The sequence below is a fragment of the Pseudomonas gingeri genome (assembly GCF_013385425.1).
Taxonomy (GTDB): Bacteria; Pseudomonadota; Gammaproteobacteria; order Pseudomonadales; family Pseudomonadaceae; genus Aquipseudomonas; species Aquipseudomonas gingeri_D.
On sequence record NZ_JACAQA010000003.1, the window covers coordinates 431466 to 452277 of the forward strand.

The 20812-nt window shown below is 62.5% G+C and carries 19 protein-coding genes and 1 riboswitch; of the genes, 12 read left to right on the forward strand and 7 right to left on the reverse strand.

Features of this window, described 5'->3' with window-relative positions; translation table 11 throughout:
* Positions 1-87: 87 nt before the first annotated feature.
* Positions 88-996: a LysR substrate-binding domain-containing protein gene (locus HX830_RS04585; protein ID WP_103494242.1), complete on the forward strand. Its 909-nt coding sequence runs from the start codon at positions 88-90 to the stop codon at positions 994-996.
* 11 nt (positions 997-1007) lie between these two features.
* Positions 1008-1352 (forward strand): MmcQ/YjbR family DNA-binding protein, encoded by a 345-nt coding sequence (locus HX830_RS04590; protein WP_218171194.1) that lies wholly within the window; start codon positions 1008-1010, stop codon positions 1350-1352.
* On the opposite strand, the gene HX830_RS04595 is transcribed toward HX830_RS04590, so the two are convergent.
* Both HX830_RS04595 and HX830_RS04600 read right to left on the reverse strand, forming a co-directional pair.
* Positions 1347-1778 carry a DUF1294 domain-containing protein gene (locus HX830_RS04595; RefSeq protein ID WP_152739689.1) on the reverse strand — a complete coding sequence of 144 codons (432 nt, stop codon included), beginning with the start codon at positions 1776-1778 and terminating at the stop codon, positions 1347-1349. The genes HX830_RS04590 and HX830_RS04595 overlap by 6 nt on opposite strands.
* Positions 1775-2602 carry an undecaprenyl-diphosphate phosphatase gene (locus tag HX830_RS04600; protein WP_177099107.1) on the reverse strand — a complete coding sequence of 276 codons (828 nt, stop codon included), beginning with the start codon at positions 2600-2602 and terminating at the stop codon, positions 1775-1777. Before HX830_RS04600 ends, HX830_RS04595 begins: the two co-directional genes overlap by 4 nt.
* Before the next feature lie 295 nt (positions 2603-2897).
* Between HX830_RS04600 and HX830_RS04605 the strand changes: the two genes are divergently transcribed.
* From HX830_RS04605 to HX830_RS04640, 8 genes are all read left to right on the forward strand, one after another.
* Positions 2898-4532 (forward strand): methyl-accepting chemotaxis protein, encoded by a 1635-nt coding sequence (locus HX830_RS04605; protein ID WP_177099108.1) that lies wholly within the window; start codon positions 2898-2900, stop codon positions 4530-4532.
* A gap of 61 nt (positions 4533-4593) precedes the next feature.
* Positions 4594-5121, forward strand: coding sequence for an AAA family ATPase (locus HX830_RS04610; RefSeq protein WP_177099247.1), 528 nt, complete (start codon positions 4594-4596; stop codon positions 5119-5121).
* A 338-nt stretch (positions 5122-5459) separates the two neighbouring features.
* On the forward strand, positions 5460-5900 hold the full coding sequence (locus tag HX830_RS04615; protein ID WP_152739686.1) for a hypothetical protein: 441 nt from the start codon (positions 5460-5462) through the stop codon (positions 5898-5900).
* Between the two features lies 1 nt (position 5901).
* Positions 5902-6477 carry an adhesin gene (locus HX830_RS04620; RefSeq protein WP_152739685.1) on the forward strand — a complete coding sequence of 192 codons (576 nt, stop codon included), beginning with the start codon at positions 5902-5904 and terminating at the stop codon, positions 6475-6477.
* A 65-nt stretch (positions 6478-6542) separates the two neighbouring features.
* Positions 6543-7517 carry a heme utilization protein gene (locus tag HX830_RS04625; protein ID WP_152739684.1) on the forward strand — a complete coding sequence of 325 codons (975 nt, stop codon included), beginning with the start codon at positions 6543-6545 and terminating at the stop codon, positions 7515-7517.
* A 63-nt stretch (positions 7518-7580) separates the two neighbouring features.
* Positions 7581-8261, forward strand: a complete 681-nt coding sequence (locus tag HX830_RS04630) for a C39 family peptidase (protein WP_152739683.1) — start codon at positions 7581-7583, stop codon at positions 8259-8261.
* 43 nt (positions 8262-8304) lie between these two features.
* Positions 8305-9054, forward strand: a complete 750-nt coding sequence (locus HX830_RS04635; protein ID WP_152739682.1) for a hypothetical protein — start codon at positions 8305-8307, stop codon at positions 9052-9054.
* Between the two features lie 49 nt (positions 9055-9103).
* Positions 9104-10405, forward strand: coding sequence for a hypothetical protein (locus tag HX830_RS04640; protein WP_177099109.1), 1302 nt, complete (start codon positions 9104-9106; stop codon positions 10403-10405).
* 67 nt (positions 10406-10472) lie between these two features.
* On the opposite strand, the gene HX830_RS04645 is transcribed toward HX830_RS04640, so the two are convergent.
* Complete coding sequence (locus HX830_RS04645) at positions 10473-11798, reverse strand: sigma-54 dependent transcriptional regulator (RefSeq protein ID WP_152739680.1); 1326 nt, start codon at positions 11796-11798, stop codon at positions 10473-10475.
* 360 nt (positions 11799-12158) lie between these two features.
* Between HX830_RS04645 and HX830_RS04650 the strand changes: the two genes are divergently transcribed.
* Positions 12159-12422, forward strand: coding sequence for a hypothetical protein (locus HX830_RS04650; RefSeq protein WP_100943402.1), 264 nt, complete (start codon positions 12159-12161; stop codon positions 12420-12422).
* Positions 12423-12584: 162 nt separating this feature from the next.
* Here HX830_RS04650 and HX830_RS04655 read toward each other — a convergent pair whose 3' ends face one another.
* From HX830_RS04655 to cobW, 4 genes are read right to left on the reverse strand one after another with little or no spacing between them, the layout of a single operon-like run.
* On the reverse strand, positions 12585-13196 hold the full coding sequence (locus HX830_RS04655; RefSeq protein WP_177099110.1) for a vWA domain-containing protein: 612 nt from the start codon (positions 13194-13196) through the stop codon (positions 12585-12587).
* A 35-nt stretch (positions 13197-13231) separates the two neighbouring features.
* Positions 13232-14257 carry an ATP-binding protein gene (locus tag HX830_RS04660; protein WP_177099111.1) on the reverse strand — a complete coding sequence of 342 codons (1026 nt, stop codon included), beginning with the start codon at positions 14255-14257 and terminating at the stop codon, positions 13232-13234.
* Between the two features lie 12 nt (positions 14258-14269).
* Positions 14270-18043 carry a cobaltochelatase subunit CobN gene (gene cobN / locus HX830_RS04665; RefSeq protein WP_177099112.1) on the reverse strand — a complete coding sequence of 1258 codons (3774 nt, stop codon included), beginning with the start codon at positions 18041-18043 and terminating at the stop codon, positions 14270-14272.
* A gap of 3 nt (positions 18044-18046) precedes the next feature.
* Positions 18047-19114, reverse strand: coding sequence for a cobalamin biosynthesis protein CobW (gene cobW, locus HX830_RS04670; RefSeq protein WP_177099113.1), 1068 nt, complete (start codon positions 19112-19114; stop codon positions 18047-18049).
* Positions 19115-19209: 95 nt separating this feature from the next.
* A riboswitch (cobalamin riboswitch) is annotated at positions 19210-19428 on the reverse strand.
* An 88-nt stretch (positions 19429-19516) separates the two neighbouring features.
* Between cobW and HX830_RS04675 the strand changes: the two genes are divergently transcribed.
* Positions 19517-20809, forward strand: a complete 1293-nt coding sequence (locus tag HX830_RS04675; protein WP_177099114.1) for a glycosyltransferase — start codon at positions 19517-19519, stop codon at positions 20807-20809.
* Positions 20810-20812 lie beyond the last annotated feature (3 nt).

Below are 20812 nucleotides of genomic sequence, written 5' to 3' on the forward strand. Positions count from 1 at the left end.
AGATAATCCTACAGGCGAAACCAATAGCCGATTAGACAGCTTGAATGTGATAGTTTGTCCCAACCATAGAACAATCGAGCCACGCCCATGCAGGACCTCAACGATCTCTACTACTTCGCCAAGGTGGTCGAAGCCGGCGGCTTCGCGGCGGCCGGGCGTCTGCTGGGCATTCCCAAGTCGCGCCTGTCGCGACGCATCGCCGAGCTGGAAGAACGCCTCGGCGCGCGCTTGCTGCAACGCACCACCCGCCAGCTGAAACTCACGGCGGTCGGCGAGCGCTACCTGCGCCATTGCCAGGCGATGCTGCTGGAGGCCGAGATGGCCGACGAGGCAGTGGCCAGCATGTCCAGCGAACCCCGTGGACGCTTGCGCGTCTCCTCTCCGGTGGGCCTGGCCCAGGAGTTCATGCCCTGGGTGATCTCCAGCTTCCTGACCGCGCACCCGCTGGTTCAGTTGGAAGTGCTGATGGTCAATCGGCGGGTCGACCTGGTGACCGAGGGCGTCGATGTCGCCCTGCGGGTCCGCGAACAAGGCGACGAAGACCCGTTGCTGGTGACCCGCCGCCTGCGTCAGGCGCAAACCTTTATCCTGGCGACACCGGCCTTTCTCGAGCAACACCCCATCAACCAGTTGGACGATCTCAGGAATGCACCCGTATTGGGCGCCCTGGAGGCTGATCGGCTGGTGCACCTGAGCCTGATCAACGCCGAGGGTGAAAAACGCGAACTGACCCTCGAGGCCCGACTCGGAGTCGACGACTTTGTCGTGCGCAAGGCCTGTGCCCTTGCCGGCCTGGGCTTTACCGTCCTACCGATGCTGTATTGTGAGCAGGAGCTGGCCAACGGCACTTTCGTGCAGATACTCCCGGAATGGTCCTTGCCCGGCGGCTGGTTGCAGGCCGTCTACCCCCATCGGCGCGGCGTACTTCCGGCGGTGCGGGCCTGGATCGATCATCTGGCCGAAGTTTTCAAAGGTTGTGGAGATAGAACACTGTGAAAGGATCAAACTTGAGCCGGGAAGACGTCGCGCAGTTCTGCCTGACGCTGCCCGGGGCGCGGGAAGACTACAAATGGGGCGGCGTGCGGGTATTTTCCATTGCAGGCAACAAGATGTTCGCCGTGCAAGGGCTGCGCGGCGACTCCCTGGCCTTCAAGGTCGACAAGGAGCTGTTCCTCGGTCATGTCGACCGCCCGGGAATCGGGCCCGCGCCGTATCTGGCCAGGGCCCACTGGATCATCATGGACGCGCCCTACCCGCTGGGCCGTGACGAACTGCAAGGGTTGATCCAGCATTCCCATCAACTGGTGGTGGCAAAACTGCCCAAGCGCGTCCAGGTCGGCCTGCTGTTATAGAAACGACAGGTGCACCAGGCTGGCGCTGAGGAACAGGTAGTCGATCCAGAACACCTGGTGCAATAGCACGATCAACCAGAACACCAGCTGAAACGAGACTTTGCGGGTCTTGTGCCGAAACACCTGCTGGGCGATCAGCGCCCCCGGCCAGCCGCCCAGCAGCTCGATGGCGTGGAGGACCTTCTCCGGTGTACGCCAGGTTTCGTCACGGGCCTTGCGCTTGTCGCTCCAGTAGAGAAAAAACGCCAGCAGGCTGACCAGTCCGTAAGCCCACAGCGGCGCCGGGGAGCCACCACCGAGCCACATCTTCAGCGCGCCAAATCCAGGTAATACGCAGAGCACCAGCAGCGCCGCCAGCTTGAGCTTGAGATGCCGGACCCGGCCGCTGGCCTGGTGGCCAAGTTCCTGGCTACGTGGCGCCCTCATCCGTGGCTCGACCAGTCGACCCAGCCGAACTGCCAGGTGGCCAGGATCACCAGGCCGAAGACAATCCGGTACCAGGCGAACGCCACGTAGGTATGGCTGGCGATGAACTTCAGCAAGCCGCGCACGGCGATCATCGCGAAGATAAAGGAAGTCACGAAACCCAGGGCAATCACCGGCAAGTCCACCATCTGGAACTGATGGCGGAAACCGTAGCCGGAATACACCGCGGCGGCGACCATGGTCGGCATCGCCAGGAAGAACGAAAACTCGGTGGCGGTCTTGCGCGACAGCCCGAACAGCAAGCCGCCGATAATCGTCGCGCCGGAACGCGAGGTGCCGGGGATCATCGCCAGGCATTGGGCGAAGCCGACCTTCAGGGCATCTTTCCAGGTGATCTCATCCACCGTCTCGGCATGCACCACGTGCTGGCGGCGCTCGGCCCAGAGGATGATCAAGCCGCCCACCACCAGCGCGGCGGCGACGGTGATCGGGTTGAACAGATAGGTGGCGATAACCTCCTTGAACAACACCCCCAGCACCACCGCCGGCAGGAACGCCACCAGCAGGTTGAGGGTAAAGCGCTGGGCATTGCGCTGCGTCGGCAGGTCCCGGACCACCGAGAACACCTTGTGACGAAACTCCCAGACAACCGCCAGGATCGCCCCGAGCTGGATGATGATATTGAAGGCAATCGCCCGTTCCCCACCGAAATTCAGCAGGTCCGCGACGATAATCTGGTGCCCGGTGCTGGAGATCGGCAAGAACTCCGTCAAACCCTCGACAATACCCAGAATCACTGCCTGTACGGCGGTCCACAGATCCATTATTCCCCCATGCTGCCGCACACCCCGCGCGGCACTTGAAAAATTCGACGTTCGATCATCTGCCCATGACAACAGGTACACAGCGTGCCGCACCGCTTGTCGTCAAAGCGTAAAAAATGCCTGAAAAATCAAACATCAACTCAGGTTTGTCAGTTTCGGGCCGAGATCCTATCAGACACGTCTGTTTGTGGCTGCCAGGAAAGTAGCCAAAAGCCTGCTGGGCAGGAGCGATAAAACCTGTTTGGATGCAGATTGGCGATGATCACAACAAGAAGAAACAAGGAGCGGTGTCCTCATGAATAGTTTGCGAAATGTGTCGATCAGTCGGCGGTTGTGGCTCATCCTCATCGTCGCCATGGCGATGCTGCTGACCCTGGGCCTGTTGATGCTCCAGCAGATCCATGACGACCTGTACCAGGGCAAGGCGCAGAAGACCCAGCACGTGGTCCAGGTCGCCAGTGGCATCCTCAACTACTACCACGACCTGGAAACCGCCGGCACCCTCAGCCGCGACGCCGCGCAGAAGCAGGCTTTGAGCGTGATCCGCGGCCTGCGCTACAACCAGACCGACTATTTCTGGATCAACGACCTGCGCCCGGTGATGATCATGCACCCGGCCAACCCCAAGCTTGAAGGCCAGGACCTGTCGGGGGTCAAGGACCCGGACGGCTACGCCCTGTTCAACGAGATGGTCACCCTGACCAAAGCCAAGGGCGCAGGGATGATCAACTATCGCTGGCCGAAACCGGGCGCCAGCGCCCCGGTACAGAAAACCTCCTATGTCCAGCTCTTCGAACCCTGGGGCTGGATCATCGGCTCGGGCGTGTACGTCGACGACCTGCAGGACGAGTTCTACGGCCAGGTCTGGCGAGCGTCGCTGATCGGCCTGGGGATTGCGCTGATCATGGCGTTGCTGGTGACGATGATTGCCCGCAGCATCGTGCGCCCCCTGCAGGAAACCGTGAATGCCATGGCCAATATCGCCAGCGGTGAAAGCGACCTGACCCACAGCCTCGATACCCACGGGCAGGATGAAGTGACGCAACTGGCCCGCCATTTCAACGGGTTTACCAGCAAGCTGCGCAGCGTGGTCGGCCAGCTCCAGGACTCGGCGACGGCACTCGGCCAGTCCTCCAGCGACCTGGGCAGCAACGCCACCCAGGCCCAGGCCCGCAGCCAGCAGCAATCGCAACAGATGGAAATGGTGGCGACGGCGATCAACGAAGTCACCTATGGCGTGCAGGACGTGGCCAAGAATGCCGAGCAGGCCGCCAGCGAGATGCGTGATGCCGAAGCCCAGGCGCGCCAGGGCCAACTGAATATCGACAACAGCCTGCAACAGATCGATTCACTCTCCGCCACCATCGACCAGGCGGTGGAGGTGATCCGCACCCTGGCGGCCGAAAGCACGCAGATCGGCAGCGTCCTGGAAGTGATTCGCTCGATTGCCGAACAGACCAACCTGCTGGCCCTGAACGCCGCCATCGAAGCCGCCCGGGCCGGTGAACAGGGTCGCGGCTTTGCCGTGGTCGCCGATGAAGTGCGCCTGCTGGCCCAGCGCACCCAGAAGTCCACGGCGGAGATCCAGTCGATGATCGAACGCCTGCAAGGTCATTCCGAAGCCGCGGTGAAAGTCATCGGCGACAGCAGCCGTGCCTCGCAACTGACCATCGAGCAGGCCGGCCTGGCCGGTGAGAGCCTGAACGCCATCGGCCAGGCCCTGCGTAACCTCAATGGGCTCAATGCCTCGATTGCCAGCGCCACCCTCGAGCAGTCCCATGTGGTGGAGGAGATCAACCAGAACGTCACCGACGCGGCGGGCCTGTCCCACAGCACGGCCCTGGCGGCCGAGCAATCGAGTGTCGACAGTGAAAAGCTCAAGAACCTGAGCCAGCAACTCAATACCTTGCTCAAGCAGTTCAAGGTCTGAGAGCGGGAGGGTACAATCGCCCTCCTTTTTTCGAGCCCAAGGAATTCCCATGCCCGCGCCCATGAAGGTCATTGTCCTGGCGGGGCCTGAATCCAGTGGTAAAAGCTGGCTGTCCGCCGAACTGCAAGCCCATTTCGGTGGCCTGGTGGTGGGCGAATACGTGCGTTATTTCATCGAGTGCAACCTGCGTGATACTTGCCTGGAGGATATCCCGGCCATCGCCCGCGGGCAGCTTGATTGGGAGGATGCGGCTCGCGCGCAGGCCCCCAAGCTGCTGATTCTCGACACCCACTTGCTGAGCAATCTGCTCTGGAGCCGGACCCTGTTCGGCGAATGCCCGGCGTGGGTCGAACAGGCCCTGCAGGCGCGCCACTATGACCTGCACCTGTTACTGCGTCCCGAAGGCGTGGGCTGGACCGACGATGGCCAGCGCTGCCAACCGGAGCTGGGTGAACGCCAGACCTTTTTCGCCGCCAGCCTGGATTGGCTGACGCGGCATGGACAAACAGTCACAGTGATTGATGGCGATTGGCAGGCACGTCGCGAGCAGGCCTTCGCGGCCGTCGCCCGGCTGCTTGAAAGTGCCTGAAAACGCCGAAAACCCTAGGAAAATCGGGATCAGTGTCCATTTCTGAAACACCCGGTACACAGACGAAGCCTCAAAATCAACGGTTCAGGCACGGCAATGCCCCAAGTGTTAAGCCCCTGATACACCTCCCCTGAAAGGCCCGTATTACCGCGTTGCGCCGAAATCTCCCCGTCTGCCCCCCTCGATACTGTCTCATCCGTGAAACAGCTTTCACGCGATTCATTTGCCTTCCAAAACAACCCATTGTTTTAAAAGGAAAAACAAAAAGCGGCACAGCTTCTGCTCTTTCCCTCTCAAACGCCAGGCTAGGGCCAGCGTACTGAAGAAGGAATGCCGTCATGGGGACTTTCACTACCGGCTTTACCCGCACCGTGCTGATCAGTTGCGCGATCAGTTCGATGCTCTGCCTCACGGCCCAGGCCGGGGGCAACGGAGTGATTGTCCTTGATCGTACCGTGCAACCACAGAGTTATGGCCGCCCGGCCCTACAACCTGATCCCAACCCCACCACGGTCAACGCCAACCCTTCCGCCGTGATCACCTCGGCCACCGGCAAGGAACTGAGCGATGGCGATATCGCCGGCATCAGCACCGGCGGCTCCATCAGCCAACTGATCGACAACCATACCGCCAGCATGCCGGGCCTGAACAACCCCAATGGCTTGCCAGGGATGACCGCCGGACACGGCGGCGGCAATGGCGCCAGCATCGCCAACACGATCAACCATGGGCTGTCGGCGGGTATGAACGCCCTCGGCGCCATCGGCAAGGGGCAATGACATGCGCCATTCACTGTTTCTTCTCGCCCTGTTCAGTAGCGCCGGCGTACTGGCCGACTCCGGTAGCCCGGTTATCGACAGCGCCACGATCAACAACAGTAGCCAGCAATACAACGGCAACGTGATGGTCAACCAGGCCGCCGGCGACCAGCAGCAACAGCTCAACAGCCGCGCCATCGCGGTCGGCACCAACGCCAGTGCCACGACCTCGCTGAACCAGAAAATCACCAGCGGGGCCAGTACGGCAATCGACGCCAAGGCGGCCATCCAGGGCAACTCTTTCAGTAACGGCAACGGCATGGTTGGGGTCAACCAATCCGCCGGTGCCAACAACCAGATGATCAATGCCGTGCGGATCAGCATCAGTGCCGCGCCGCAAAGCATCGACGACAGCGTCCTGTCCCAACAGAACGTGGCGCTGTCACCGAACTCGGACTCATCCACACCCTCCGGCAGTCGCCAGGTCGTTACCAGCGACCAGGCCTTCACCGGCAGCCGGGGCGTGATTCAGGTGAGCCAGAGCGCGGGGGTGGGCAACCGTATGGCCAACACCCTCAGTATCCGGGTCGCTGATTGACCCGTGCAGTGCCCATTAGAAAGTACCAACACTTAACTCAACTAATAAGCACGGAGATACACACCATGAAACCTACAATGGCTCTCAAACCACTGGTCTTCGCTCTGGCCGCCATCATGGCAATGGCCGCTCAGGCAGGCGGTGATGAAGGACACGGTCGTCGTCATCATGACCATGACAAAGGCCCGGACCTGGCAACCCTGCTGCAAATCACCGCAGGCGCCACCGCCTCGGTGAATGACACCCAGGACAGCCACGGCAACTCCGTCGTCAACCAAGGCACCCAGAACAACGGCAGCATCAACGGCTCGTTGAACAGTGCCAGCGGCAACATGGGCGCCAACGCCGCGGCCGGCGATGGCAACCAGCAGCTCAACGAAGCCGCGCTGGCCACCGCCGACGAAAGCTTTATCTTCGGCAGCGCCGTTTCCAGCACCACCTTGACCCAAACCAACCACAACAACACGGTCCTGAACCAATCCACCCAGAACAATGGGTCATTGAACAACTCTGGTAACAACGGCTCCGGCAACATGGGTGTCAACGTCGCCGCCGGCAACTTCAACCAACAGAAAAACGACCTGGCCATCGCCGTATCCGGCGGTCGTGTCGCGTCGGCAACCGGCGCGGCTACCCAGAACTCCAACGGCCTGCAAGTGGCCAACGCCGCGGTTCAAGCCTACAAAGTCACCACCCTCAAAGCCACTATCGATATTGATGGCAGCTACAAAGGGACCTTCTCAGGCACCGAAAGCAGCGGCAAAGGCGGTTATGGCAATGACGGCTGGGGTGGCGGTGACAACGGCAAAGGGAAAGAAACCATCAAAGGTACCGAGATGGGGACTATCGACCTGAATGGCGTCGCCACTTATCAAGTGATGACACCTAACGGCTGGACCATGCCAGTGGTCAACAACGCCAGCATCAACAACTCGCTCAACAATGCCTCGGGCAATGTGGGTGCCAACGTGGCGGCCGGTGTCGGCAACCAACAAGGCAACACCCTGTCCATCGCAGCAGGCTGCCGCGCCTGCATGTAGTGGCAACAGTACTGAGAGCCCCGGAAACGGGGCTCTTTTTTCAGCTCTGAGAGGCGTATGACCATGCGTACTATCGCCCTTGCCCTCGCGCTTTTTCTCTCCATCCCTATTCAGGCCGCGACCATGGCCGTGCCCGGCCTGCCGGGTGCAGTGGTTTTCTACAAGCACGTACAAAGCATTCGCGAACGGCGTTTTTCCGACCTGGTCGAGCAGAAGACCGACTTCAGTTGTGGTGCCGCCGCACTCGCCACCTTGTTGCGCCAGGCCTACTGGCTGGACGTCAACGAAGAACAGATCATCAAAGGCATGCTGACCACCTCCGACCAGGAGCTGGTCAAGAAGCAAGGCTTCTCCATGCTGGACATGAAGCGCTACATCGAAAGCATCGGCATGCGCGCCAGGGGCTACAAGATTCCCGCCGACAGCCTGCCCAGCGTGACCATTCCGGTCGTGGTGATGATGGAGATCCGCGGCTACAAGCATTTCGTGGTGATGCAGCGCGCCGACAAGGACTGGGTCTATATCGGCGACCCGGTACTGGGCCACAAGCGCTACAGCAAGGCCGACTTCCAGAAAGGCTGGAACGGCATCATCTTCGCCATCATCGGTCCCGGCTACGACAAGAGCAACGCCTTGCTCGACCCACCGGCCCCGCTGACGGCCAAGAACAAGCTGGACACCTTCCACCCGGTCCAAGACGCGGAACTGATGGATTTCGGCTTTATCCAGAGCGACTTCTTCTAAGGTGAACTAAAAATAAAGGGGCAGGATGCTCCGGGAGCAGCACATGAAAAACTCACACTGGTTGATGGTCAGTTGCCTGGCACTCACCTGCCTGCCGGCACACGCAACCCTGCCCTTCAAGCCTATCGAACTGAAAGATTCAGAGATGTCCGAACTGCGTGGTCGCTACGTCATGCCAGGACGCATCATCAGCTTCGGGATCGTTATGCAAAGCAGTTGGACCAACGCCCAGGGCGACACCATCGGCGCGGCCACTTCCCTGCAGATCCAGCAATCGACTGTCAAGCCGCAGTTCTACGTCACCACCTTCAGCACCCAGGGCAACGGGTCGGCCCCCACCCAGGGCACCGGCACGGTGATCGGCGGTGCCGGCCTGAACGCCTCGGCGGGAGTGACCCAGGTGGTGCGTGCCGCCGGTGACGGCAACGGCGCCAGCAACAACGTGGCGATCAATGTCAGCGAAGCCAACCAGGTCCCGAGCAGTCCTCAGCAAATGGGCCAGGTGCTCACCAGTGGTGGCAGCATCACCGGTCTCGGCGCCGCCGGCAGCGTCACCGTCTCTGCCGCGGCCAGCGGCGTGAAAATGCAGATACTGGCCAACAACAATCAGGGCAACGCGCTGCAACAGATCGCCCAGGGCGGTGTGCTGCAGTCCACTACCCTGCTGGGTGGCAACAACCTGGTCAACAGCATGACCCAACTCAATGTGGTGTTGCAGAACAACATGCCTACCGTGGGAGCACTGGATTGCAGCCTGACTCAACTCAAGGGACTACGCAGTATGGGATTCTGAACTACGCTCATTTTCGACCATTGGATGTCAGAAAAGGACGACTTATCTCATGTCTCTATCGCTCTCTCTACGCATGGCGGTATGTGTGGGTGCGCTCTTCCCGGCGACGATGCTGCAAGCAGCAACTGACCCCGAGGTAGAGGCCCTGAAACAGGAACTCCAGGAGCTGAAACAACGCTACGTACAACAGCAGCAAGCGTTGTCGGTACTGGAACAACGGGTTCGTCAGGTCGAAGATCAGCCGGCACCGCCACCGCCCAAACGCCTGGTCAAATCCCCGGCGGACCTGAAAAAGGGGCAAACGGTGGCGGCGGCCGGCGCCAACGCTCCAGGCTCAGCGGCCAGCACGTCCGGCGCCTCTTATGGCCAGTCGCTCAAGGATGATTCGGCGCCAGCCCAGAGTGTGTCCGACCTGTACAACGAGGCCAGCGGCTTCTTTGGCAATGGCAAGTTCAGTGTCGAGACCGGGATTACCTATTCGCACTACGATACCCGACAGCTGTTTCTCAATGGCTTTCTGGCCCTGGACTCGATCTTCCTCGGCAATATCAACCTGGATCGGATCAAGTCCGATACCTGGACGCTCGACCTGACCGGCCGTTATAACCTCGACAACCGATGGCAGTTCGACATAAACGCCCCGATTGTCTACCGGGACTCGGTCTATCAAGCCGGGGGCGGCAACGGTGGCGCGGCCGGCACCACCGTCGAGCAAACGGTGAGACAGGACCCGGCCTTGGGCGACGTCAACTTCGGAGTGGCCTACAAGTTCCTCGACGAGTCGGAGAACTGGCCGGATGCCGTCTTCAGCTTCCGGATCAAGGCGCCTACCGGCAAGGATCCGTATGGCATCAAGTTCCTCACCTCGTCTCAAAGCAACAGCCTGACTTATCCGCAAAGCTTGCCGACCGGCAACGGTGTCTGGTCCGTCACACCCGGCATCTCGCTGGTCAAAACCTTTGACCCGGCCGTACTGTTCGGCACCTTGGCCTACACTCACAACTTCGAGCAATCGTTCAACGATATCAGTGCACAACAGGGTGTGGTCGTTCCCGGCAAGGTCCAGCTCGGCGACAGCTTCCAGATCGGCGCCGGCGTAGCCTTCGCCCTGAACGAGAAGATGAGCATGTCCTTCTCGTTCTCGGACCTGGTGCAAAGCAGGAGCAAGCTCCAGCAGAGCGGTCAGAGCTGGCAGAACGTGATCGGCAGCGATGCCAACTCGGGGTTCTTCAACATCGGCATGACCATTGCCGCTTCGCCGAACCTCACCATCGTACCCATGCTGTCCCTGGGCATGACCCCCGACGCGCCGGACTTCTCCTTCAGCGTGAAATTCCCCTACTACTTCTGACGCCGCCCCATGGAAAAGGCCCGCAACGTGCAAACGCTGCGGGCCTTTTCGTTTCGCTCACCGCACCCTAGCGGATCTGGTGCTTGTGCAGCAATCGATAGAAAGTCGGACGTGACACCCCCAGCACCCGGGCGGCCACGCTCATATTGTCGCTGTGCCGGTTCAACACATCGCACAGTGCCTGGTGCTCGGCACGGTGCACATAGTCTTCCAGGGTGCCCATGGGGGCGCTGTCGCACGGCAGGCTGTTCAAACCCAGGTCCCGGGCCTCGATCTGCCGCCCCTCGGCCAGCACCAGCCCGCGCCTGACCCGATTGGCCAGCTCGCGGACATTGCCCGGCCAGGCATGATTGCCCAGGGCGACCAAGGCCTCTTCACTGAAACTACGCGGCCGGCGCCCGGTTTCCTGGCTGTAGAAATGGGAAAAATGGTTGGCCAGCATCGCCACATCACCATGCCGTTCGCGCAGTGGCGCCGTCATCACTTGCAAGACGTTGAGCCGATAATAGAGGTCCTCGCGGAAACGCCCGCTGCCGATGGCGGCTTCCAGATCGACATGGGTCGCCGCCAGCACCCGTACATCCACCGCGATGGGCTGGCTGCCACCGACTCGCTCGATGTGCTTTTCCTGGAGGAAACGCAACAGATTGGCCTGCAACTCCAGGGGCAAGTCGCCGATTTCATCGAGAAACAAGGTGCCGCCGTTGGCCGCTTCGATGCGCCCGACCTTGCGCTGGTGCGCCCCGGTAAAGGCGCCTTTCTCATGGCCGAACAGCTCGGACTGGATCAGGTGCTCCGGAATCGCCCCGCAATTGATCGCCACGAACGGCTTGGCATGCCGCTGGGACTGCCGGTGCAGGGTGCGCGCCACCAGCTCCTTGCCGGTCCCGCTTTCCCCACGGATCAACACCGGCGACTCGGTGGGCGCCAGTTTGCCCAGCAGCTTGCGCAGCTCGCGGATCGGCCGGCTGTCGCCGAGCAACTCGTGCTCCGGCTGGTCGACATGGATCGAACCCTGGCCGCGCAAGCGCGCCATGCCGAAGGCGCGACCTAATGTCACCTGTACGCGGGAAACATCGAAGGGCAAAGTATGGAAATCGAAGAACCACTCGCATACGAAGTCACCGACGTTCTGCAAACGCAGCACTTCCTGGCTGAGGACCGCGATCCACTCGGTGCCGCTGCGGCTGATCAGGTCCTTGACCGCTTCAGGGCGTTCGAGATGAAACGGTTGCAGACGCAACAGACCGACATCGCAGGAACGGTCGAGGGCGGCGTCCAGATTGCAACTGTCGACATCCCAGCCGACGGTGCGCAAGCCAGGTAACAGGCGATGACAATCATCGCAGGGATCAACCACCAGCAGGCGTCTGAGCGGAACCGCTTCTTGCATGACTGATCCTTGGCGCCAGAGTTTTAAATATTTATTAGAAACAAGCAGTTGGCAAACCTGCCTGTAACACTAGCAAGAACTTGACGCAGGCTTGTACCGTTTGGTTATAACTTTGCCGATGCATAAGCCATAGATCCGGAAAGCTGCAAGCCAGAGCCTTCGGGCCACCGCTACTGGTTTGGCGGAGCGGACATGGCCATACCGGGGCTTGAACTGAGTATATGAAAGAAAGTGAAAAAAACTTTATGACTTGTGTGACCTGATGCCCGCGATCGGACATCAGTACAAGTAACCGACCGAAACGGTGAGCCCAAACCGACGGTCCAGCGAAATTGTTTGGGCATACTTGAGAGAAAACCCATGAACGCCCCGCTCCGTATGAACGAAGCACTTCTGATGGCCGGCCAGGCCCTCAAGCCATTCCAATGTGTTGCCTGGGTGGCACAAGACAAAGGCGAACTGAGCCTGACCGTGATCGACCGGACCAACAACAGCATCGGTCGCCAGCAGATTCCTTGCAGCGCCTACTCCGACTCCGAGCAGTTGGTCAGCCTGCTGCAACAGGCCCGTGCGGAGTTGAGCCAGAAAGGCTACGACCTGCAGCCGTGGACATTGTCGGCCTGATAGCGCTCCAGAGAACACGCAAAACCTTGTCGGAGCAGAGCTTGCTCGCGAAGGCGGATTCATAGGCACCGTAGCTCCAAGGTGTATGGCCGCTTGCAGCGGTTCGCGAGCAAGCTCTGCTCCTACAGTTGACCGCGTTCTCCCGCACGATCGCAGTGTCTTTCAGGGTGTCGAAAGCTCGTCGATATGCCGATACTGCGCGCCCAGTTCCGCCGCCAACCGCACGGCACGTCCCAGGCGGATCGGACCTTTTTCCAGATCCACCAGCAACGCCTGGCAGTCAAAGACCGGCAAGCCCGACCAGGCTTTCAAACGCCCATCCGTCAGCAACAGCACCCGCTGCTGTTCAGCCACCAAGCGTTTCTGCCGCTTGGCCAACCAATCCGCCGCTTGCGCCAGCGCCGCCTGCAAAGGCGTTCCGCCCCCTGCTCCCAAGTCCTCCAGCCAACCGCGTAAATCACTCGAAGCTTTCAAACCCTGAAGCTGCCACTTGGGCCGATCACCGCTGGCGGTCATCAACGCCAGGCGCGCCCGCTGCCGATAAGCATCGTCAAACACCTGCGCCAGCAAGCCCTTGGCCTCACTCAACGCATGGTGCCGGCGGGTCGAGGCCGAGGCATCGACAATCACCAGCCACAGTTCATGGGGCGAGCGGCTGCGCGGACGAAAGCGCAGGTCCTTGCGCAGACGCGGGCGCCCGGCCAGCAAGGTTTCCACCCAACTGATCGCACCGCTATCACCAGCCCTGCTGACGCCTTGACGCCCAGCGGACAAACGACCTGACCGAGGCCTGGCATCCGCCCCCGGTTTCAGTCGAGGGCGGATGCCTGGGGCTTTTTTGGCCAGCTCGGAATTTCCCGGCGCGCCCCCACCGGCAAGGCCTGGGCCGGCAGCTCACCCCATTGCCCCTGGCCCTCGCCGGGTTCGCTTGCCGACTGGGGCGCCGCCCCCGGATTCGAGGCCGGTGCCGAGGTTGGCGGCACACCTTCGCGACGACGATGGCGCAAGGCAAACTCGGCCACCGCCTCGATATCCTCCGGGGCGATCTGCCCGGCACCGCGCCAGGCCGCATGAGCCCGGGCAGCACGAAACCACACCAGGTCGGCGCGCATGCCGTCGACACCCGCCGCAAAGCAGCGTTCGGTAATCGCCTCCAGGGCCCGGTCATCCAGGGCGATCTCCGGCAGGCGTGCCCGGGCCTGGCGGCAGCGCTCGCGCAAGGCCTCCTGCGCCGGCGCCCACTGCTCGCAGAAACCTTGCGGGTCGCTATCAAAGTCCAGGCGTCGACGGATGATCTGCCCCCGTTCGCTCGGCCGCGGCTGGCCGCTGAGAGCCACGTTGAGGCCGAAACGGTCCAGCAGTTGCGGACGCAACTCGCCCTCCTCCGGGTTCATGGTACCGATCAATACGAACCGCGCCGAGTGCCGATGGGAAATACCATCACGCTCCACCCGATTGACGCCACTGGCGGCGACGTCCAGCAACAGGTCCACCAGATGATCGGGCAGCAGGTTGACCTCATCGACATAGAGCACCCCGCCGTCGGCCTTCGCCAGCACGCCGGGGGAAAACTGCGCCCGGCCTTCGCCCAAGGCCGCGTCCAGATCAAGGGTGCCCACCAGCCGCTCTTCCGTCGCCCCCAGGGGCAAGGTGACGAACAGCCCGCTGGCCAACAGATCCGCCAGCCCACGGGCCAGGGTCGACTTGGCCATGCCCCGTGGGCCCTCGATCAGCACGCCGCCGATCTTCGGGTCAATCGCCGTCAGGCACAGCGCCAGTTTCAGGTCGTCGGCGCCGACCACGGCCGACAGCGGGAAATGCGGGGTATCGCTCATGGCTTGCACACCTCAGGAATCTTCTTCTATATCCAGCAGCAGGTTTTCCAGCGCCTCGCGGTACTCGCCGGGCTCGCTCCACAACCCGCGTTGCTGGGCTTCCAGCAAGCGCTCGGTCATATCCCGCAGCGCCGCCGGATTATGTTCGCGGACAAAGTCACGGGTGTCCGGGTCCAGCAGATAGGCATCGGCCAGCAAGGCGTACTGGTGATCGTCGATCAGGCCGGTGGTGGCATCGAAAGCAAACAGGTTATCGACGGTCGCCGCCAGCTCAAACGCACCTTTGTAGCCATGGCGCTTGACCCCGTCGATCCATTTCGGATTCGCCGCCCGCGAGCGGATCACCCGGTTCAACTCGTCCTTGAGCGTGCGGATCTTCGGCAGGTCCGGTTGGCTGTGGTCGCCATGATAGCTGGCGGCCTGTTCACCGCGCAGGGTTTCCACCGCCGCCAGCATGCCGCCCTGGAACTGGTAGTAATCATTGGAATCGAGCAGGTCGTGCTCACGATTGTCCTGGTTTTGCAGCACCGCCTGGACCTGGCTCAAGCGTTGCGCGAACTGTCCACGTGCCGCCGTGCCTTCATCCTGGCCGCCATAGGCATAACCGCCCCAGTTCAGGTAGACCTCGGCCAGGTCCTCGCGGCTCTGCCACAAGCGCCCGTCGATGGCGTTCTGCACCCCGGCGCCATAGGCCCCGGGCTTGGCACCGAAAATTCGCCAGCCGGCCTGACGGGCCGCCTGTTCCTTATCCAGACCTTCGGCCTGCAACTGCTCGCGCTCGGCGCGGACCCGGGCAGCCAACGGGTTCATATCCGCCGGTTCGTCCAGCGCCGCCACGGCCTGCACGGCCGCGTCGAACAGGCGGATCAGGTTGGCAAAGGCATCGCGGAAAAACCCGGACACCCGTAAAGTCACATCGACCCGCGGACGGTCCAGCAAGCTCAGGGGCAGGATCTCGAAATCGTCGACCCGCTGGCTGCCCGTGGCCCACACCGGCCGCACGCCCATCAGCGCCATGGCCTGGGCGATATCGTCGCCGCCGGTGCGCATGGTCGCCGTGCCCCAGACCGACAGGCCGAGTTGGCGCAAATGGTCGCCATGGTCCTGCAAATGCCGTTCGAGAATCAGGTTGGCCGACTGAAAGCCGATGCGCCAGGCGGTGGTGGTCGGCAGGTTGCGCACATCCACGGAAAAGAAATTGCGCCCGGTGGGCAATACATCCAGGCGTCCGCGACTCGGCGCGCCGCTGGGACCCGCCGGCACGAAGCGACCCGCCAGGGCATCGATCAGGCCATTCATCTCCGCCGGACCACAAGCATCCAGGCGCGGGGCGACCACCGTCAGCAAGCCATCGATGATCAGCCGCACATCGGCCCACAACGCCGTGTCCGGCCAATCGATCCCGGCTTGCAGCGCACGCTCGATCAGTTGCCCGGCGTACAACTCCAGACGCTCACGGCTGTCACCGGCGGTGCGCCAGGTTTCCTCGCTGACGCCTTGCAACGACTCAGGCCGGGGCCCATTCCAGGGTTCGGCCAGGGCACAGTCCAACGGATCGAAGCCCATTTCAAAGGCCTTGGCCAAGGCCCGCAACAGGCTGGACTGGGCACCGCGCCCGTCGCCACGGGGAATCCGCAGCAAGGCCAGCAGCGTGTCGATGCGCAGGCGCCCGCTCGGCGATTCGCCGAACACATGCAAGCCGTCGCGGATCTGCGACTCTTTCAAGTCGCACAGGTAGGTGTCCAACCGGGGCAGCCAGATCGCCGCGTCGGCATCGCTGTCCAGGCCCGCGTCGAGTTGCAGTTCACGGTCGATCTGCGTCTCGCGCACCAGCTTGAGAATGTCACGCTGCAATTCGCGGGCACGCCGTGGGTCGAGCAATTGAGCTTCATAGTATTCGTCAGCCAGCAACTCCAGATCCCGCAGCGGTCCGTAGGTTTCGGCTCGGGTCAACGGCGGCATCAGGTGATCGATGATCACGGCCTGAGTGCGGCGCTTGGCCTGGGCACCCTCGCCCGGGTCGTTGACGATAAAGGGATAGATATTCGGCAATGGCCCCAGCAATGCATCCGGCCAGCACTGCTGCGACAGCCCGACGCCCTTGCCCGGCAGCCACTCCAGGTTGCCGTGCTTGCCGACATGGATCAGCGCATGGCTGCCGTAGGTGTGTCGCAGCCAGAAATAGAACGCCAGGTAGCCATGGGGCGGCACCAGGTCCGGGTCATGGTAGACCGCGCTGGCATCGACCTGATAACCCCGGGCCGGCTGGATGCCGACGAAGGTCAGGCCAAAACGCAGCCCCGCGACCATCATCCGCCCGCCACGGAACATCGGGTCCTGTTCCGGCCGGCCCCAGCGCGCCATGACCGCCTGGCGATTGGCCTCGGGCAGGCGCTCGAACATCGTCTGGTAATCGGCCAGGGCCATACTCTGGTGACACGGCCGCAGGTCAAGGCTGTCGAGATCGTTGCTGACACCGCCGAGCAAGGCCTGGATCAGCGCCGTGCCGCTTTCAGGCAAATCCTCGCTCAACGGATAACCCTGCTCCTTGAGCGCCCGCAGAATATTCAGCGCCGCCGCCGGGGTATCCAGGCCCACGCCGTTGCCGATCCGCCCATCGCGGGTCGGGTAGTTGGCGAGGATCAGGGCAACGCGCTTGTCCGCATTGGGCAGCCGTGCCAGATCAATCCAGCGACGGGCCAGTTCGGCAACGAAATCCATGCGTTCGGGCTGGGCGCGGTAGCAGACCACATCACTCTGGCTGCGCTCGCTGCGCCAGGCCAGGTCCTTGAAGCTGATGGGCCGGCTGATGATGCGCCCATCCAGTTCCGGCAAGGCGATATGCATCGCCAGGTCGCGGGGCCCGAGGCCCTGCTCGCTGGCCTGCCAGCCGGGCTCGTTGTCCTGGGCGCAGATGGCCTGGATCACCGGGATATCCCGGCGAAACGGCCGCAGATGGGGAGCCTCGGGGCTGGACTGGGCAAATCCGGTGGTATTGAGGATGATCGCGGCCGCCACCTCGTCCAGCAGATCCTCCACCACACTCAGGCAAGCGGGCTCCTTGAGACTGGCCACGGCAATCGGCAAGGGATTGAGCCCTGCCGCCTGCAAGCGCTGACAGAACACATCGACGAAGGCGGTATTGGCCGCCTGCAAGTGCGAGCGATAGAACAGCACCGCCGCGACCGGCTGACCGACCTGCCAGTCGGCACGCCAGCCAGCCAGTCCGGCGCCACTGTGGCGAGGATGATAGATCGCCGTGCGCGGCAAGGGTTGCGGCTCGGCCCAGGAGTAGTCGCGCCCCAACCAAAGGTTGGCGAGACAGCGATACAGGTCCAGGGCATTGCCCATGCCGCCCTGGCGCAGAAAATGCCAAAGCCGCCGGCCTTCCTCGGCGGGCACCGTGCTCAGGTCGCTCAGTTCCGGGTCCGGACGGTCGTCGCCCGGTACCAGGATCAGGATCACCCCGCGCTCGGCCAGTTGCACCAATCGCTCGATACCGTAGCGCCAGTAACCGATCCCACCGTGCAGCGACAGCAGAATGACCCGGGCGTGTTGCAGCACCTGGTCGAAATAGAGGTCGACCGAGGCGTGGTTCTGCACCTGCATGGGGTTGGCCAGGCGCAGACTGGGGTAATTTTCAGGCAGTTGCCGCGCCGCTTCGGCGAGCAATGCCAGGCTTGAATCGCCGCTGCAGAGGATCACCAGCTCGGCGGGGGTTTGCCCCAGGTCGGCGATATTGTCATCCGACACGAAACCGCCGGGCTGGGTCCTGAGCAGATGCATGGGTCAGGCGGTCAACGCGGCGCGCAGGGTCGATTCGAGCAACGCGGCATCCAGTTCCTGGCCGATCAGCACCAGGCGGGTGACACGTGGCTCGTCCGCCGTCCAGGCGCGGTCGAAATGCTTGTCGAAACGGCTGCCCACACCCTGGATCAGCAGGCGCATCGGCTTGTTCGGGATCGCGGCGAAACCCTTGACCCGCAGGATACCGTGCTTGACCACCAGTTGCGTCAGGGCGTCCAGCAGCAGGCTTTCATCGGCTTGCGGCAGTTCGAGGGAGATCGAGTCGAAGGCATCATGATCGTGGTCGTCATGATCGTCATCGTCGTGGTGGTGATCATGGTGGCTGTGGCGACCGTCGATATGCTCCTCGGAACCGGCGCCCAGGCCCAGCAGCACGTCCAGGGGCAGGCGACCGCTGCTGGCTTCGATGACCTTCACTGCCGGCGGCAACTCCTCGGCCACTTCCAGGCGCACCCGGGCCAGGTCTTCAGGGCTGATCAGGTCGGCCTTGTTGAGAATCACCAGGTCGGCGCTGGACAGTTGGTCGGCGAACAGCTCGTGCAGCGGCGATTCGTGGTCCAGGTTCGGGTCGAGCTTGCGCTGGGCATCCACCTGGTCCGGGAACGCGGCGAAGGTGCCGGCGGCCACGGCCGGGCTGTCGACCACGGTGATCACCGCGTCGACGGTGCAGGCACTGCGGATTTCCGGCCACTGGAAGGCTTGTACCAGGGGTTTGGGCAGCGCCAGGCCGGAGGTTTCGATAAGGATATGATCGAGGTCGCCACGGCGCGCCACCAGTTCGCGCATCACCGGGAAGAATTCTTCCTGGACCGTGCAGCAGAGGCAGCCGTTGGCCAGTTCATAGACACGGCCATTGGCTTCTTCTTCGCTGCAGCCGATGGAGCACTGCTTGAGGATCTCGCCGTCGATGCCCAGTTCGCCGAACTCGTTGACGATCACCGCGATGCGGCGGCCCTGGGCGTTGTCGAGCATATGGCGCAACAGGGTGGTCTTGCCCGAGCCGAGAAAGCCGGTGACGATGGTGACGGGAAGCTTGGCCAGTGTTTTCATCGGATGCCCTTTGGCAAAGTGGCGGGCATACGGGACGAGAACCGCGGCCCTTGGGCGCGGATGCGTTCGCCACCGGATCACCCCGCCCGGTTGTAGTGAGAAACGGTGACGAGGCAGGTCTCCTGGCTTACGGTCTGGCGGTCGCGCTTGCTCTCGAAAGCAGGCGAACCGGCCGGGCCTTGCGCCTTCCCGCCCGTAGGCAGTGGCATTGCAGGGCTATCGAACCGTTTACAGTTGCGGGGGCAGCCGCGGCATACCGCGTTCCCTTCTTAGCTTCGGCCGAACGCCGAAGAACCTCGAAGCTGCAAGGCTACGCAGTGCGCCGGGGCAGGTCAATCGCGAGCGCCGCTGTGGTTTAATTGCGCCCCTTTTCCCGCCCTGCCCGTTTCAAGGAATCCTGTTATGAACGCCACCGACATCACCCAGGTCCTGGTTATCGGTTATGTCTGGCCGGAACCGCGCTCGTCGGCCGCCGGCGGGCACATGATGCAGATCCTCGAAAGCTTTCTCGAGGCCGGCTGGCGCATCACCTTCGCCAGCCCGGCCGTTATTGGCGAACACAAGGCCGACCTGGCGAGCCTGGGCATCGAGGAATGTCGTATCGAGCTCAATAGCAGCAGCTTCGACAGTTTTGTCGCCGAGTTGCAACCCGACGTGGTGCTGTTCGACCGTTTCATGATGGAAGAGCAGTTCGGCTGGCGCGTGGAAAAGCACTGTCCCGGGGCCCTGCGGGTGCTGGAGACCGCCGACCTGCAAAGCCTGCGCGATGCCCGCCAGCAACAGCTCAAGGCACGCCTGAAAGACGATCAGGACCTGAATGACTTCAGCACCCTGTTCGCCCCCGACCAGCGGCAGATGTTCGAACAGATGAGCGCGACCGATCAGGCCCAGCGGGAAATCGCCGCCATCTACCGCTCGGACCTGAACCTGATGATTTCCGATGTCGAGTCGCAGTTGCTGATCGAACAGTTCAAGGTCCCCGCGGCACTATTGCACTGGTGCCCACTGATGATCGACATGCCCACGGCGGCGTACCGCGATTTCGATGAGCGCGCGCACTTTCTCAGCATCGGCAACTTCCGCCACGCGCCGAACTGGGATGCCGTGCTCTGGATGAAGACCACGATCTGGCCGCTGATCCGCCAGCAACTGCCCACGGCCCAGTTGCATATCTATGGCGCCTACACCCCGCCCAAGGCCACCGCGCTGCATAACCCCGCCCAGGGCTTTCATGTGATGAACTGGGCCGAGGACGCCTTGCAGGTCATGGCCGCGGCACGGGTGTGCCTGGCGCCGCTGCGTTTCGGCGCCGGGATCAAGGGCAAGATCGTCGACGCCATGCTCTGCGGCACACCGAATGTCACCACCCCCATCGGCGCCGAAGCCATGCACGGCGAGCTGCCCTGGGCCGGCGCCATCGAAACCAGCGCCGTCGCCCTGGCGCAATCGGCCGTGCGCCTCTACCAGGACCGTACGCTGTGGCAGCGGGCCCAGGCCAACGGCCAGGTGCTGCTCGCCGCCCGCTATGAGCGTCGGGTCCACGGCTCGGCGTTGATTACCCGGATCCAGGCCTGCCGCGAGGATCTGGCGGCCCACCGTCGGAACAATTTCACCGGGGCGATGCTGCGTCACCATCACCACAAGAGCACCCAGTACATGTCCCAGTGGATCGAGGCGAAGAACCGCGTCGACTGAGCC